General features: G+C 74.9%; 17 protein-coding genes and 1 pseudogene. 14 read left to right on the top strand and 4 right to left on the bottom strand.

Annotated features, from left to right (window positions below):
• Positions 1–58 precede the first annotated feature (58 nt).
• Entirely contained in the window at positions 59–1,858 is a 1,800-nt protein-coding gene (locus ACIHEI_RS19110) for a BTAD domain-containing putative transcriptional regulator (protein WP_396607434.1), read from the top strand.
• A gap of 17 nt (positions 1,859–1,875) precedes the next feature.
• A complete protein-coding gene (locus ACIHEI_RS19105; RefSeq protein ID WP_396607433.1) occupies positions 1,876–2,109 on the top strand; it encodes a CopG family transcriptional regulator in 234 nt (77 codons plus the stop codon).
• A gap of 121 nt (positions 2,110–2,230) precedes the next feature.
• Here ACIHEI_RS19105 and ACIHEI_RS19100 read toward each other — a convergent pair whose 3' ends face one another.
• Entirely contained in the window at positions 2,231–2,557 is a 327-nt protein-coding gene (locus ACIHEI_RS19100) for a hypothetical protein (protein ID WP_396607432.1), read from the bottom strand.
• 160 nt (positions 2,558–2,717) lie between these two features.
• Here ACIHEI_RS19100 and ACIHEI_RS19095 point away from each other — a divergent pair, with 160 nt between their 5' ends.
• Positions 2,718–3,728: a hypothetical protein gene (locus ACIHEI_RS19095; protein WP_396607431.1), complete on the top strand. Its 1,011-nt coding sequence runs from the start codon at positions 2,718–2,720 to the stop codon at positions 3,726–3,728.
• Positions 3,729–3,852: 124 nt separating this feature from the next.
• Here ACIHEI_RS19095 and ACIHEI_RS19090 read toward each other — a convergent pair.
• The 3 genes and pseudogenes from ACIHEI_RS19090 to ACIHEI_RS19080 form a co-directional block, all read right to left on the bottom strand.
• Positions 3,853–4,080: pseudogene (locus ACIHEI_RS19090) on the bottom strand (type II toxin-antitoxin system VapC family toxin); the annotation flags it as partial.
• Between the two features lie 24 nt (positions 4,081–4,104).
• Positions 4,105–4,257, bottom strand: a complete 153-nt coding sequence (locus ACIHEI_RS19085) for a hypothetical protein (protein WP_396607430.1) — start codon at positions 4,255–4,257, stop codon at positions 4,105–4,107.
• Between the two features lie 9 nt (positions 4,258–4,266).
• Positions 4,267–4,464, bottom strand: a complete 198-nt coding sequence (locus ACIHEI_RS19080; RefSeq protein ID WP_396607429.1) for a hypothetical protein — start codon at positions 4,462–4,464, stop codon at positions 4,267–4,269.
• Positions 4,465–5,035: 571 nt separating this feature from the next.
• Between ACIHEI_RS19080 and ACIHEI_RS19075 the strand changes: the two genes are divergently transcribed.
• The 11 genes from ACIHEI_RS19075 (at position 5,036) to lanKC (ending at position 14,997) form a co-directional block, all read left to right on the top strand.
• Positions 5,036–6,091: a radical SAM/SPASM domain-containing protein gene (locus ACIHEI_RS19075; protein WP_396607428.1), complete on the top strand. Its 1,056-nt coding sequence runs from the start codon at positions 5,036–5,038 to the stop codon at positions 6,089–6,091.
• A 148-nt stretch (positions 6,092–6,239) separates the two neighbouring features.
• Positions 6,240–6,908, top strand: coding sequence for an iron-containing redox enzyme family protein (locus tag ACIHEI_RS19070; protein ID WP_396607427.1), 669 nt, complete (start codon positions 6,240–6,242; stop codon positions 6,906–6,908).
• Complete coding sequence (locus tag ACIHEI_RS19065; protein WP_387642785.1) at positions 6,905–7,108, top strand: aroma-sacti cluster domain-containing protein; 204 nt, start codon at positions 6,905–6,907, stop codon at positions 7,106–7,108. Before ACIHEI_RS19070 ends, ACIHEI_RS19065 begins: the two co-directional genes overlap by 4 nt.
• Positions 7,095–10,160, top strand: a complete 3,066-nt coding sequence (locus tag ACIHEI_RS19060) for an adenylate/guanylate cyclase domain-containing protein (protein WP_396607426.1) — start codon at positions 7,095–7,097, stop codon at positions 10,158–10,160. The genes ACIHEI_RS19065 and ACIHEI_RS19060 overlap by 14 nt, the downstream gene beginning before the upstream one ends.
• On the top strand, positions 10,160–11,014 hold the full coding sequence (locus ACIHEI_RS19055; protein WP_396607425.1) for a S8 family peptidase: 855 nt from the start codon (positions 10,160–10,162) through the stop codon (positions 11,012–11,014). The genes ACIHEI_RS19060 and ACIHEI_RS19055 overlap by 1 nt, the downstream gene beginning before the upstream one ends.
• A 40-nt stretch (positions 11,015–11,054) precedes the next feature.
• The gene (locus ACIHEI_RS19050) at positions 11,055–11,630 is read left to right on the top strand and encodes a GAF domain-containing protein (protein ID WP_396607424.1); all 576 of its coding nucleotides are present in this window, start codon (positions 11,055–11,057) and stop codon (positions 11,628–11,630) included.
• An 87-nt stretch (positions 11,631–11,717) separates the two neighbouring features.
• Positions 11,718–11,873: a hypothetical protein gene (locus ACIHEI_RS19045; protein WP_396607423.1), complete on the top strand. Its 156-nt coding sequence runs from the start codon at positions 11,718–11,720 to the stop codon at positions 11,871–11,873.
• Between the two features lie 14 nt (positions 11,874–11,887).
• On the top strand, positions 11,888–12,046 hold the full coding sequence (locus ACIHEI_RS19040) for a hypothetical protein (RefSeq protein ID WP_396607422.1): 159 nt from the start codon (positions 11,888–11,890) through the stop codon (positions 12,044–12,046).
• A 5-nt stretch (positions 12,047–12,051) separates the two neighbouring features.
• Positions 12,052–12,207, top strand: coding sequence for a hypothetical protein (locus ACIHEI_RS19035; protein WP_396607421.1), 156 nt, complete (start codon positions 12,052–12,054; stop codon positions 12,205–12,207).
• A gap of 34 nt (positions 12,208–12,241) precedes the next feature.
• Positions 12,242–12,397, top strand: a complete 156-nt coding sequence (locus ACIHEI_RS19030; protein ID WP_396607420.1) for a hypothetical protein — start codon at positions 12,242–12,244, stop codon at positions 12,395–12,397.
• Between the two features lie 29 nt (positions 12,398–12,426).
• Entirely contained in the window at positions 12,427–14,997 is a 2,571-nt protein-coding gene (gene lanKC, locus ACIHEI_RS19025) for a class III lanthionine synthetase LanKC (RefSeq protein ID WP_396607419.1), read from the top strand.
• Positions 14,998–15,017 lie beyond the last annotated feature (20 nt).

Here is a 15,017-nt window from a genome sequence, read left to right as displayed (position 1 = left end):
AGGCTGACCTGTCATGGACGCGCGCAGCAACGGTGCTCCGTGCGGGTGAGGAGGCTTCGTGATCGCCGGACTGAATCACCGCCCCGCCACCCCGAACCCCGAGCGCCCACCGCTGCGCTTCCGCCTGCTCGGCCAGCTCGCCGCCGAGACCGGCCACGGCCCGCTCGCCCTCGGCTCGCTCAAACAGCGCGCCGTCCTGGCCGCCCTGCTCGGCCACCCCAACACGCTGCTCTCCACCGACCTGCTGACCGAGGCCGTCTGGGAGGACGAACCGCCCCGGTCCGCCCGCAAGAACCTCCAGGTGTACGTCTCCGGCCTGCGCGGGGCACTCGGTGCGGCCCGCCTGGTGCACCGCCCCGGCGGCTACGAACTGCACGTCGCCGACGAGGAGTTGGACACCCTGCGGTTCGCCGCCCTGGTCCGGTCCGGCCGTGAGGCGGCGGCCCGGCAGGACGACGAACAGGCCGGCCGGCTGCTCGGCGAGGCACTGCGGCTGTGGGCCGGCCCGCCACTGCCGGAACTGCGGCACTCCTCCGCGCTGCGGGCCGTCGCCGAACGACTGACCGCCCGCTACCTCGCGGCCGTCGAGGACTGGGCCGAGGTCGAACTGCGGCTCGGTCACGCCGGCCGGGTCGCGGGCGCCCTCACCGACCTGACCGACCGTCACCCCCTGCGCGAACGCCTCCAGGCCGTCCACCTGCTCGCCCTGCACCGCGCCGGGCGGCGCGCCGAAGCACTCGCCGCGTTCGCGCAACTGCGCCAGCAACTCTCCCGCGAACTGGGCCTGTCCCCCGGCCCCGAGCTGGAGGCCTGCCACCGCGAACTGCTCGCCGACCGCCCGACGCCCCCGCCTCCGCGTGCCGCCGCGCGCTCGGGCCGGACCGTGCTGCCGCCGGACACCACCGCGTTCACCGGACGGGAACAGCAGGTCGCGGAACTGGTCCGCGCCGCACGCCGCGCCGAACGGCCGGTGGTGCTGACCGGACCGATCGGCGTCGGCAAGACCGCACTCGCGATCCGCGCCGCCCACGCACTGCGCGACGACTTCCCCGACGGCCGCCTCTTCATCCACCTGCGGGACGCCACCGGCCGCGCCCGCGAACCCCGGGCCGTCGCCGCCGACCTGGCCCGGCTGCTCGCCACCGACACCGCCGACCCCTTGCAGACCTGGCGCGAATGGCTGGCCGAACACCGGGCACTGGTCATCCTGGACGGCGCCTCCGACGACCACACCACCCACGCCCTGCTCCCACCGCCCGGCCCCGCCGTCGCCCTGGTCACCGGCCGCACCCCTCTCCCCGGCCTCGGCGCCACCCACCGCACCGACCTCGCCCCCTTCACCCTCCCCGAAGCCCTCGCCCTGCTGTCACTCCTCGTCGGCACCCACCGCGTCGACGCCGCCCCCACCGCCGCCGAACGCATCGTCACCGCATGCGGCCTCCTGCCCGCCGCCGTCCGCCTGGCCGGCTACAAACTCGCCGCCCTCCGCCACCTCCCCCTCGACGAATTCGCCGACCGCCTCGCCGACCCCCACCGCGCCCTCGACGAACTCGCCGTCGGAGAAACCCGCCTCCGCGACCGCCTCGACACCCAATGGCACACCCTCACCCCCGACCAACGCACCACCCTCACCCACCTGACCCGCCACCCCTGGACCCCCACCTTCGACCTCACCCACGCCCGCCACGCCCTCGACCTCCCCCCCGCCCCCGCCCTCGCCGCCCTCGAACACCTCATCCTGGCCGGCGTCCTCCTCTGCCCCACCGAAGAAGCCCCCGCCCACACCGCCCACTACTCCCTCCCACTCCTCACCCACCTCCACGCCCACCTCCAGCAGCCCGCGTCTGACCGACCGTGAGCACCAGAATGAGGGGCATGAGCGAGCCCACCCAGAAGCACTCGATCACCAGGCCTCGCGACATTGCCGAAGCGGCCCGACCCGCAGCGACCCCTCCGGCTGTCCGCCGGCTCGAACGGGACAACCTCGACGAGCTCATCACCCTCGCCGAGGCCGAACACGGCCCGATCACCCCCGAAGAGATCCACGAGCGTCGCGACCTGCTGCGCCGCACGCGCGACGAGCAGCGCGCCTCCGACACGAGCAGCTGAACGTCGCGCCTGGCGAGCCCCCACCTCACCCACCTGCGCGCCCACCCCGGCCCGCCCGACGGAACGCAAAGCGCCGGCCACCGTCGTGGTGGCCGGCGCTTCTCGGCTGGTGGGCGGGCCGCTACTGGACGAAGAGGACGCTCTGGCCGAGCGTGAGGTCCTTGGTCTCGCCCGGCAGCATGGCGCCGAGTACGTGGCCGGTGCAGTCGGGTGCGTCGAAGATCAGGGCGACCCCTTCGGTCTGGTTGGTGACGGCGGAGGGTGATGTGTCGGCCTTGACGCAGCTCTTCGCGTCGGCGTCCTCCGTCGGCGTCCCGGCCGGGTCCTGAGCCGGGTCCTGGGCCGGGGCCTGGTCGGGCTGCTGGGGGATGTCCGCCGACGCTGTCGGGCCGGCGGCCAGGACGGCCGCGCCGAGGGTGGTCGCGATGAGCATGCCGATACGACGCATGAAGAACCGCCATTCGAGTACGAGGGGAATGGTTCGAGACCGTTCCCCACCGCGGACAGCGCGGTGCGGGATCCGCCCTGGGGGTCACCCGTGCGCCGCGCAATCGCCCACCGAACGGATCCCGGGCCGGTGTCGGCGGCGGGCGCTACGGTGCGTCGCCATGAGCACTGATGATCTCGACCCGTACGACGGAGAGTGGGCGGACGTCATCGCGAGCTGGCAGGTCGAGAAGGACACCGCCGCGACCTGGGAGGAACACCGGCCGGGGTCCCACGTGGACACCTCGCACGACGTACGGACGGTCATGGCCGCGATGACCGCCGAGGTCAAGGACGGCCCGCAGTACGACGCGGTGCCGTGGGACTGGTTCGACGGCGCCGGGATCCCCCACCTGCTGGAGCAGATCCGCCACGGCGACACGGAGAGCGCCGACCGGGCGCTGTCCCGCCTGTGGAACAGCGCCTGCCACCAGGGCACCCCTTCCACAGCCGGCACCCTCGCCGTCCCCTTCCTGATCCGCACCGCCCTCGCTCGTCCCGACCCCGACGTCCTCCTCCTGGTCGGGAGTCTCGCCCGCCGCCCACACTTCGGAAGCGGCACCCGCACCGGACTGCTACGTGCCCGCGAACCTGCCGACCGCGTTGTCTTCGATTGCAGCGGCCACAACGCCAACTGGTCCGTCCAGGCCGCCCAGCAGGCCATCGCCGACGACACGGACCTGCTGCTGCCCCTGCTCGACCACCCCACCGCGACGCTCCGCGCCGTCACCGCCTACGCCCTCGCGGCCGCCGCCGTCCCCGCCCGCGACCGGATCACGGCCGCCCTGCACACCCGCTTCGCCACCGAGACCGACCCGATGACCCGCGCGAGCCTGGTCCTCGCCATCGCCCAACTGGCCTGGGAGACACGCGATCCCACCACAATCGCCCACACCCGCGCCTGGTGGCAGGACCCCACCCGGCCGACGGAGGTACGAGTGAGCGCGGCCATCGCCTGGCTCTGCCTCGTCGACGACCCCATCCCCGCCGAGCTCGACCCGCTCCTCGACGCCGCGGCCGCCGACGAACTCATCGACACCGTCCGCTGGATCCACGACGCCGACGGACTGCGCAACATCCTCGATCAAATGCGCAACCCCGACGACCACCCCTGGATCGCCCACCCGCACTGAAACCCCGACCCGGCGGTCGCGTGCACTCGATGGACCGCCCCCGCACACCCTGGCGGCATGCGACGCGCCCAACTGCTGCGGTTCGTAAGGTCGTTCGCGCCCAACAGTGCGCCCGGAGGAGTAGCTACTCCGCGCCGAGGATGCGCAGGCCGTGATGGGCTCGGAAGTCCTCGTAGTCCTTGAGGTTGAGCGTGGCGAGCGGCAGGTCGTAGGTGAGGGCGCAGGCCGCGATCCACATGTCGTTGATCGGGCGTGGGCGTCCGCGCTGGATGCCCGCGGCTGACAGGCGGCCCCAGGTCGCGGCGACGGCTTCGTCGCCGGGCAGGACCGGCATTCCGGAGAGCCAGTCGGCGAGTTCCTGGCGGCTGCGGGTGCCTCAGTGGCGGATCTCGGTCCACTTGGTCAGTTCGCCGAAGGTCACGAAGGTGATCAGCGGCTTGCGGCCGATCAGCCTGGCGGCGAGCGGGCCGGTGAGCTTGCGCTTGTGGGAGAGCGAGGCGACGTCGGTGTCGAGGCTGACAGGTTGCACGGCGGCGGCTCAGGCGACGTCGCGGTGACGCTCGGCGTACGTGAAGGCCAGGAACTCCTCCAGTTCCTCGTCCGACTCGAAGGTGTCGGCGGCGAGGTCGTCCAGGGACCGGATCGGCTGGGCGTTCTTCGCGGCCAGCAACTCCTCGACCGAAACGCGGGGCCGGAGCGGCGGGTAGCCGGGGTACTCCGCGTCGAGTGTGCTCATCGGGACCTCCAGCAGGGACGGGACACGGCTACTGAGGCCAGCATACGGGGGACCACCCCGCACTGACATCGGGCTTCACCCCATGGAGCCACCATCCGAACACACGTACGCCGATTCTCGCGGGCGCTGGCTGGAGCTTGGGCCGGTGACCTCCCGCCCGGGGCGAGCAAACCCGAACAGGCTGCCATACACCGGAAGTTGCCTACAACGGGCGCGGGCCCGCCCTCCGCCAGCACCCAGCACAGGCGGCAGCCGGAGGAGGCAGGCTCGAGGCTCCGAGCTCCCGCATCAACGCCGCCTGCGTCGGCAGCGCGTCCGCCGGGCTCCAGCCCGCCCGAGCGGATCAGCTCCCGCAGGGCTTCGGCGATGACCTCGAACGTCAGCCTCCGCTGCGCGCGTCGCCATCGCGAGCCGGTCACCCCGCCGCCGGCGTCGTACAGGTGGCTCGTGCGCTGCGCCTGGGCGGCTCCGCGACCCGCTGTACCGCCCCTTATGCGGCCCTGTACCGGCCCGCAAGCGGCGCGCCCCACAGTCCTGTTGGCACTCGCTCGGACGGGAGGAGGGACGGACGGTGGAGCTGTCGGAGATCCTCGGTCTGCGTCCGGAGCCGGCCGCCGGGTTGTTGGTTGCTCTGACCCGGCGGTGCCCGTTGAGCTGTGCGCACTGTTCGACGGCCTCCTCGATGGACTCGCCCGAGCATCCGGACGGTGCGCGGCGCGTTCAACTCCTGCGGTTCGTAGAGTCGTTCACGCCGGAGCAGCGCCCGGAGGTGGTGCTGCTGACCGGCGGTGAGCCGCTGCTGCTGCCGGGGCTGGCGTACGAGCTGACGCGTGCGGCGCAGCACACCGGGGCGCGGGTCTCGTTGCTGAGTGGGTTGTTCTTCGCGCGCGACAGCGGTCGGATCCCGGCGCCGATCCTGCGGACGATCACGGCGCTCGACCACTTCTCGGCGAGCCTGGACGCCCCGCACGAGCGCGAGGTTTCGCGTGCCGACGTGTTCCGGGTGCTCGCGCAGGTGCTGGACGCGGGGGTGCCCGTCAGCCTGCACCTGACGGGTACCGGCCCGGACGACCCGTACCTGGCGGAGGCGACGGCTGCGGTGGTCAAGGAGTTCGGCGAGCGGGTGCCGATGCTGGTCAACGAGGTGCGCGCGGTCGGCCGCGCCACCAGCGGCCGGACGGTGGCGGGGCGGGGCGGGCCGTGCGCGATGGCGGCGTGGCCGACCGTCGCGCCCGACGGGACGGTGCTCGCCTGCTGCAACCAGCGGACGGTGGACCTGCGGCCCGTCCCGCCGCACCTGCGGCTCGGGCACATCGCGGAGGACGACTGGCCGACCGTCCGCCGCCGCACCCTGGACTCGCCGCGGCTGCGGCTGATCCGCACCCTCGGGCCGGACCAGTTGCGTGCCCGCGGCGGCGCCGACCCCGCCGAGGGCGGCTACTGCGCCGGCTGCCGCGCCCTCCCGGCGGCGCTGGGCCCGGACGACGCCGCCGCGGCCGGCGCGGCCGGCCGGCTGCTGGACCAGCTCTCCGCCGCCCGCCTGCGCGCCCAGGGCCCGGCGGCCCTGCTGCGCCGCTACGGCTGCGCGCCGTACGCGCCTCTGGTGCAACTCGGAGGACGGACATGAACGCCCCGCCCTCCCCCGCGTCGAACTCCCGGCCGCCGCACCGCCACAACGCTCCGGCCGAGCGCCCCGGACCACACCCCCAACACCCCCCGTTGACCCACCTGACCACCCCGGCCACGCCGCTGCGAAACCGCGCCGGGGGCACCACGTGAGCATCCCGACCTCCCGCGCACTGGACGCCCGGCTGGCGCTGGTCGCGCCCGCGCTGCATCGGGCGAGCGCCCAACTGTGGCGACCGGAAGGCGATCTGACAGGCCGCTACATCGACTACCTGTGGGCGATGCACGCGCTGACCGTCGCCTCCGTCCCGCTGCTTGAGCGCGCCGCGGCGGCCTGTGCGCGGCTGGACGAGGAGTGGGCGCCGCGGTTGGCGGCGTACTTCGCGGTCCACGCGGAGGAGGAACGGGGGCACGACGCCTGGCTGTTGGCGGATCTGGTGGCGGCCGGGGAGCAGCAGGAACCGCCGTTGCCGCCGCCGCTGGTGGTGGAGCTGGCGGGCGCGCAGTACTACCGGATCGAGCACCGTCATCCGGCCGCGCTGCTCGGCTATCTCGCGGTGCTGGAGGGCCATGCCCCGTCGCCCGCCCTGGCGGGGGTGCTGGCCGCCCGGACGGGGCTGCCGGAAGCCGCGTTCCGGACGGTGCGCGAGCACGCGGCGCTCGACGCGGGGCATCTCGCCGAGGTCCAACGTCAGCTCGACCGGCTCGAGTTGACAGCTGCGGAGCAGACCGAGGTCGCCGTCAGCGCCCTGCACACCGCGGGCATCCTCGCCCGGCTCTTCCACCAGCTCGCCGCGGATCCAGGAGGACAGCAATGACTGACCGCACCGACCCGGCCCTGGCGGCCCTGGCTGCCGCCGGTTTCGACCTGAGCGGCCTCACCGAGGAGCAGCACGCGGTGCTGCGTTCGCTCACCGAGCAGGAGCTTGGCCTGCTGACCGATCTGCGGGGCCGGCTGGAGGAGGCCGGGCCGGAGGTCCAGGGGCATGCGGAGGTGGCGGGCGGTGCTCTCTTCTGACGTGTTCGGCCCGGATCCGGCGGGCGGGCGCTGCCCGGGCTGCCACCGTCCGCTGCCGGTGGAGGCCCGGTTCTGCGCGGCGTGCGGGACTCCGCGCGCCGACGCCCGGGGTCCGGAGACGGCCGGCCGCAAGATCGTCACGGTGCTGTTCTGCGACCTGGTCGGTTCGACGGCGCTGTCGGGGACGCTCGATCCGGAGGCGCTGCGCGGGGTGACGCTGCGCTACTTCGACGCGATGCGGGCGGCGATCGAGGAGCACGGCGGCACGGTGGAGAAGTTCATCGGGGATGCCGTGATGGCGGTGTTCGGCGTGCCGTCGGTGCGCGAGGACGACGCCCGGCGGGGGCTGGCCGCGGCGCTCGGGATGCTGGCGGCGCTGCGGGCGCTCAACGAGGAGCTGCACGCCGAGTTGGGTCTACGGCTGACGGTCCGGATCGGCGTCAACACGGGCCGGGTGGTGACGGGTTCGGACGCGTCGGCGCGGCAGGCGCTGGTGTCCGGCGAGGTGGTGAACGTCGCGGCGCGGCTGGAGCAGAACGCCGGGCCGGGCGAGGTGCTGATCGGTCCGGACACCCTGCGGGCCGCGGGCGAGGGGGTGCGGGCGGTCGAGGTCGGGCCGCTGCGGCTCAAGGGCAAGGAGCAGGAGGTGACGGCGCACCGGCTGCTCGGGCTGGAGCTCAGGGCGCCGGAGCGCCTCGACCTGCCGTTCGTCGGCCGCGAAGCCGAACTGGCGCTGCTGGACGCGGAGTTCGAACTCACAGCCACCGAGCGAACGGCCCGCCTGCTGGTGCTGGGCGGCGAGCCTGGTCAGGGCAAGACCCGGCTGCTCCGGCACTGGCTCGAACTCTCGGGCAACTCCGGCCGGTTCGGCGCGGGCCGGTGCCGCCCGCCGGGCGAGCAGGCGGGCCTTCAGCCGCTGGCGGACGCCGTCACCGCGCTGCTGGCCAAGGCCCCCGACCACCGGCAGCTGCCCGGCCTGGAGGTGCTGGCGCAGGGCCTGCTCGCGGACGGCACGCCGACGCCGTCGCCGGAGGACACCGGCGCGGCGCTGGTCGAGCTGCTGGGCGCGCTGGCGGGGCGCGCGCCGCTGGTGCTGGTGATCGACGACGCGCACTGGGCGGCCGCGTTGCTGCTCGACCTGCTGGACCGGGTGGTGGCGGCCCTCGCGGACGCCCCGGTGCTGGTGGCGGTGCTGGGCCGGCCCGAGCTGCTGGACGCCGGCCCGGCCGGTCCGCACCGGGTGCTGACGCTCGGTGCGCTGTCCGACGGGGAGGCGCGGCAGTTGGCCGGGGCGCTGGGCGGGGCGGCGCCCGCGCACCTGCTGGAGCGGGCGGGCGGCAATCCGCTGCATCTGGAACAGCTGCTCGCGGCCCCGGCGAACAAGAGCGGGAGCGGCGACGGGGTGCCGCTGACCCTGCAGACGCTGATCGGAGCCCGGCTGGACGCGTTGGACCCGGCCGAGCGGCGGGCGGTCGATCTGGCGTGCGTGCTGGGCCGCGAGTTCGCCGCCGATGAGTTGGCGGCGCTGGACACCGCCGGTCCCGATCTGTCGGCGGCGCTGCGGCGGCTGGGGCGGCACCGGCTGGTGGTGGCGGACGGCGCGTCGTTCCGGTTCGCCAGCGGTGTGGTGCAGGAGGTCGCGTACGAGTGCCTGTCCAAGCAGGGCCGGGCCGAGCGGCACGAGCGGGCGGCCGCGCTGCGTTCGGTGCGGGCGGGTGGCCCGGCGGTGGTCGGCGGCCATCTGGAGCGCGCGCACCGGTACCGGGCCGAGCTGGGTCTGCACGGCGAGCGCACGGACGCGCTGCGGCGGGGCGCGGCGACCGCGCTGGCGGAAGCGGGTGCCCGGGCGGCGGCCCGGACCGACCCGGGCTGGGCGGTGGAGCTGCTGACCAGGGCGACCGCGCTGCTGCACCCGGGCGAGGACGGGCGGCTTCCGGCGGCCCGCCGGCTGGGCGAGGCGCTGCTCGCGCTGGGCCGGATCGAGCCGGGCCGGGTGCTGCTCGCCGAGGTCGGTGCGAGTACGGACGATCCGGTGGAGGCGGCGCACGCGCGGCTCAGCCTGGCGGCCGTCGGCCAGCAGCGGGCGCCCGCGCCGGTGGCCCGGGAGACCCTGCCGGTGTTCCAGCGGGCGGGCGACCAGTTGGGTCAGGCGCGGGCCTGTCTGCGGCTGGCGCAGCAGGAGCAGATCGACGGGCGGCACGCGGCGGCGACCCGGTTGCTGGCGCGGGCGCTGCGGCATGCCGAGCGTTCGGACGGCGAGCAGGAGCGGGCGTCGGCGTTGGGTGCGATCGGGGTGTCGCTGTGGCGCGGTCCGGTGCCGGCGGCCACCGCGATAAAGCGCTGCCAGGACCTGCTGGCCGCGCAGGGCCGGGGGCGGCGGGCGGTGCGGGTGACGTTGAACTGTCCGCTGGCGGTGCTGCTGGCGCTCGGCGACGACCGGGCGGGGGCGGCGGCCTGCCTGGCGGAGGCCTCGCACCACGCCGAGCGGCTGGGGTACGCGGAGGCGGCGGCGTTCCTGCCGCTGTTCGGCGCGACGGTGGCGGCGCTCGGTGGTCGGCCGAGGGAGGCGCTGGAGCTGCTGGCGGCGACGGCCGCGGCCGCCCGGGAGCTGGGCGGGGGCGCGCTGCTGAGCGGTGCGCTGCTCGACACGGCGCGGCTGCACCTGGACCTGGACGAGCGCCGGGCCGCCAGGGCCGCGCTCGCCGCGCTGGAGGAGGAGCGGGCCCGCGCCGGCGGCCGGTTGTCGTTCGCGACGCTGGCGGAGCGCGACGGTCTGCGGGCCCGGCTGGCGGCCGCCGGCGGCGACCGGGTGCCCGCGCTGCGGCTGGCCCGCGGCGCGGTCGAGGTGGCCGGCCGGACGGATTCGCCGATCCTGCAGGGCCTGGCCGCCGCCGATCTGGCCCGTACCGCCGCGCTGCTCGGCCTGGACCAGCAGCGTCTGCTGTCCGCCGCCGCGGCCGGCGGCCGATTCGCGGCCAAGGGGCACGGCCCGGGCGTGCGGCTCGCCGAGGCCCTGGCCGGCCACCATCCCCGCAGAGAGGCGGTTTCGTGATGACGACCGTGCCCCACGCCGTGCCCCCGCGCGGCCTGACCTGGCGCCTCGCCGGCCGGACCCCCGAGGACGTCCGGACGGAGGCGGACGCTCTGCCCGAGCGGCCCGCGGCGGGCACGCTGGTCGGGGGTTCCGGGCGGGGCGTGCGGGTCTGCGTGGTCGACTCCGGCGTGGACGGGTCCCATCCGCTGGTCGGTGGGGTGGCGGGCGCGCACGTGGTGCGCAAGGACGAGGCCGGGACGATCCGGGTCGAGGCGCTCGGCGCGGACGACCCGGGCGACGTCTCCGGCCACGGCACGGCCTGCGCGAGCATCGTCCGGCGGGCCGCGCCGGACTGCGAGATCCACAGCGTCCGGGTGCTCGGCGAGCGCTTCACCGGCAGCGGCGACGTGCTGCTGGCGGGGCTGCGGTGGGCGATCCGGCAGGGCTTCGACGTGATCAACCTGAGCCTGTCGACCACCCGCACCCGGTACCTCGAGGACCTGCACGTGCTGGCCGACGAGGCGTACTTCGGGCGCAGCACGATCGTCGCGTCTGCCCACAACGCCCAGGTGGAGAGCTTCCCGTGGCGGTTCTCGTCGGTGATCTCGGTGGGCAGCCACCGGGAGGACGACCCCGATCTGCACCTGTACAACCCCGAGCCGCCGGTGGAGTTCTTCGGCCCCGGCGTCAACGTCGAGGTGGCCTGGCTCGGCGGCGCCACCTTGCGCAGCAGTGGCAACAGCTTCGCGACGCCGTTCGTCGCGGGCCTGTGCGCCCGGATCCTGTCCGAGCGGCCCAGGCTGACGCCGTTCCAGCTGAAGCACGCCCTGTACCTGTCCGCAGCGAATGTCCATGTCGGCGGCACCCGGTGAGCGCCGGGCCGCACGTCGTGAGAAAGGGACCGTGGTCGAGATGACCCAGTCAACCGCCCCCGCCGCGCCGTCGACCGATCCCGTGGTGGCGGAACTCCTGCAGTCGGTGGTCGATGTGGCCCGCGCCATCTTCGGCGCCCAGGCCGGTTCGATCCTGCTGCTCGACCACCAGTCCTTCGAGCTGGTCTTCCAGGCGGTGTCCGGCCAGGGGCAGGAGTTCCTGATCGGCCGCCGCTTCCCCGCCGGCCAGGGCATCGCCGGCTGGGTGGCCGGTTCGGGCGAGCCGATGATCGTCGACGACCTGCGCCGCAGCACGTCCTTCGACCAGGAGGTCGCCGAGTCCACCGGCTACGTCCCCGACGCCCTGATGGCCGCCCCGCTCATTCACGGCGACCGCGTCCTGGGCGTCCTGGAGGTGCTGGACCCGGCCGCCGGCCCCACCCGGGCCTGCCTCCCGGAACTCGACCTGCTCGCCCTGTTCGCCCGCCAGGCCGCAGTGGCCCTGCGGGTCGCCGTCGACGGCCCGGCCCCGGCACTCGTCGCGGGCGACCGCGACCGGGCGGTACGACTGCTCGCCGAGGTGCAGCGGCTGATCGGCGACCGCGCCGACTGGTGATGTACCGGCCCTGAACCGACCCTGAACCGGCGCCAACTACCGTTGCTGCAACGGTAGTTGAGCCAACGAGAGACCAGGAGACCGCCGATGGGCACCGACGACCGCACCCCCGAGGACAGCGCCACCGAGTCCGAGGCCGTCCTCTCCCTCCAGGAGACCGCCACCGCCGAGGACATCGAGGCCCACGGCCTGGTCCAGAGCGTCTTCTGCTCCCCCGAGACCATGACCATCACGGTCGCCTAGCCCCGGAGGCCAATATGAGCACCGACCGCGTTCCCGAGGACGCCGCCGCCGAGGCGGAAGCCGTCCGCTCCCTCCAGCAGGCACCCACCGCCGAGGCCGAGGACGTCGAGGGCCACGTCTTCAGCGTCCTCAGCGCGGCCTGCAACACCATCATCGTGACCGAGACGCTGTAGGGCCCGTGAGCACCGACGACAGCGCCGCCGAGGCCGAGGCCGTCCGCGTCCTCCAGGAAGCGCCCGGCGTCGCGGACGACGACGTCCGGGCCCACGCCGCGCTCAGCGTCCAGACCGGCGACCTCACCAGCTTCACCGCCACCCACCTCCCCCAGGCCTGACCGATCCACCCCCATCCGAACACGGGAGACCGCGATGAGCACCGACCGCACCCCCGACCACGACGCCGCCGAGACCGAGACCGTCCTCTCCCTCCAGGAGACCGCCACCGCCGACACCGACGACGACGTCGAGGCCCACGACACCGCCTGCCACAACTGCTGGCCGCCGACCACCGAAATGGTGTTCTAGCTCCCGCCATCACCCGACAGGAGACGTTCATGGCCGAGGCGCCGGCGGAGTTCACCGTCGCGGACCGGGAGTACTACGCGCCGCTGGACACCGCCGCGCCGAAGGGCGACCCGTTCGCGCCGGGCCGGCCCGCCGAGGGCTGGCTGGGGGTGGCGAGCGGGGTGTGGACGATGTGGCACCGGGAGGGGATGCCCGCGCTGCCCGCGGACGGCTGGAAGGTGCACGTCTCCGCGCGCCGCTCACGCGCGGCCGCCGTGCTGGACACCGTCGCGGAGATCTGTTTCGCGCAGGACGTCGCGTTCAAGCACCTCGCCACCGACCACTGGTACTGGTGGATCCACCGCAAGCACGCGTCCCGGCCGCAGAGCGGCAAGTTCATCGCCGCGTACCCGGCGGACACCGCCGCTTCCCGCCGTCTGATGGAGGCGCTGCGGGAGGCGCTGGACGGCGAGCAGGGGCCGCTGATCCTGACGGACCGCCGCTTCCCGGGCAGCGAGACCGTCCAGTACCGGTACGGGGCGTACCGGACGCGCGAGCGGCTGGACGCGGACGGCACCCGCACCCTGCTGACCCGCGGTGCCGGTGGCGAGGAGGTGCCGGACCGGCGCGGTGCCTCGTTCCAGCTGCCGGACGGCATGACCGACCCGTTCGCGGTGTGCCCGGTCCCGGCCCGCCCCGAGGGGCCGGTGGTGCTGCGCGGCTTCTCGGTCGGGGACGCGATCGTCCACTCGAGCGGCGGCGGCGCCTACCAGGGGGCGGAGGTCGCCACCGGCCGGAAGGTGTTCGTCAAGGAGGCCCGCCCGTTCCACGGTCTGGGCGAGGGCGAGGACGACGCGGTCTCCCGGCTGCACCGGGAGTGGCGGACGCTGACCGCGCTGCACGCTCTCGCGCCCGGCCTGGCCCCGGAGCCGATCGCCCAATTCCGGGCAGGCGGCCACGAGTTCATGGTCACCGAGTTCGTCGGGGGCAAGGCGCTGAACCGGATCCCGCCGACCAGCCACCCCGCGCTGAAGACCGGCAGCACCGCCGAGGAGTTCGCGGCCTACTACGCGCGGTGCGAGCGGATCCTCGCCGCGATCGAGGCCGCCATGGCACGCCTGCACGCCCTCGGCTGGACGTTCGTGGACGTCAGCCCGGCCAACGTGCTGGTGACGCCCGACGACGGCATCAGGCTGATCGACTTCGAGACCGCCTGTGGCCCCGACGACACCCCCGGCCGGATGGGCACGCCCGGGTACGTCGCGCCGCGGCACGTCGTGGAGCGGGACGGCCGCACCGCCCACGACGACTTCGGCGTCAGCGGCCTGGCGATGCTGCTGCTGGGCTGCCTGCCGAACACCCCCGGCCGCACGCCCGACTCGCTCACCCACTTCCACCACGACCTGACCGGGAGCGCCCCGATCAGCGAGGTGCTGTGGAAGCGCGCCACCCGCTACCACCCGCCGAGCGGGAACCCGGCACTGCCCTCGCCGGAGGAGGTCGCTGCCGACCCGCTGCGCCACCTCGCCGAGCTGCGCGACGCCACCGCTGCCGGGCTGCTCGCCGCCGCCGACCCGGCGCACCCGGCGCGGACCTTCCCGACCGTCCCGCAGGGGTACACCGCCAACACCCTGTGCGTGCTCTACGGTGCGGCCGGCGTGCTGCACGCGCTGCACCGCTGCGGCATCGCCGCCCCCGAGGGCGCGCTGGAGCGGCTGCGCCGCGACGCCCTCGCCGCCGGCCCGGAGCTCGCGCCCGGGCTCTACGTCGGCCTGGCCGGGATCGCCTGGGTGCTGGCCGAACACGGCCTGCTGGACGAGGCCCGGAGCCTGCTGGACACCGCCGACGCGCACCCGCTGACCGGGCGGAGCGCCACCCTGTCCGGCGGCGCGGCCGGCCTGGCGATGGGCCACCTCGCGCTGTACCGCCGCACCGGCGACGCACACCACGCCGAGCGCGCGCACGCCCTGCTGACCGCCCAGCCGGACGGGGCGGACCTGTCGCCCAGACTCGGCCCCGACGACGCCACCGGCCTGCTGCACGGGCGCGCCGGACTGGCCCTGGCCCACCAGCAGTTCGCCCGGGTCACCGGCGACACCTCGCTGCTGCCGAGGGGCCTGGCCCTGCTGCACGCCGAACTCGACCGGGCCACCGACCCGGACGCGCCGGGCCTGCTGTTCCCGGTCTCCGCCGAGGACCGGCGCGCCATGCCGTACCTGGACTGCGGCTCGGCGGGCCTGGTCCACGTCGCCGCCCGGTACCTGCGCACCGTCGCCGACGAACGGCTGGCCGCCGCCGTGCCGCGCCTGCTCGCCCCGCTGCACGGCACCCACACCGCGCTGCCCGCCCTGTACAACGGCGCCGCCGGGTTCGCGTTCGTCCTCGCCGAGCACGCCCTGCTGACCGGTGACGAGCACTCCCGCGCCGGGGCAGTCCGGGCCGCCCGCGGGCTGTACAAGCACGCGGTGCCGCACGACGGGACGGTGCGCTTCCTCGGCATGGGCCTGCTGCGGTACAGCACCGAACTGTGGACCGGCTCGGCCGGCGTCCTGCTCGCCCTCGACCAGGTCCTCGCGCCGCGCGCCGACCTGCTGTTCACCCTCGACGCCCCGGCCGGGTGAGCCGGTGGCCCGCACCGCCA

The sequence above is a fragment of the Kitasatospora sp. NPDC051984 genome (assembly GCF_044593455.1).
Taxonomy (GTDB): Bacteria; Actinomycetota; Actinomycetes; order Streptomycetales; family Streptomycetaceae; genus Kitasatospora.
This window is presented reverse-complemented; position numbering and strand designations above follow the sequence as displayed.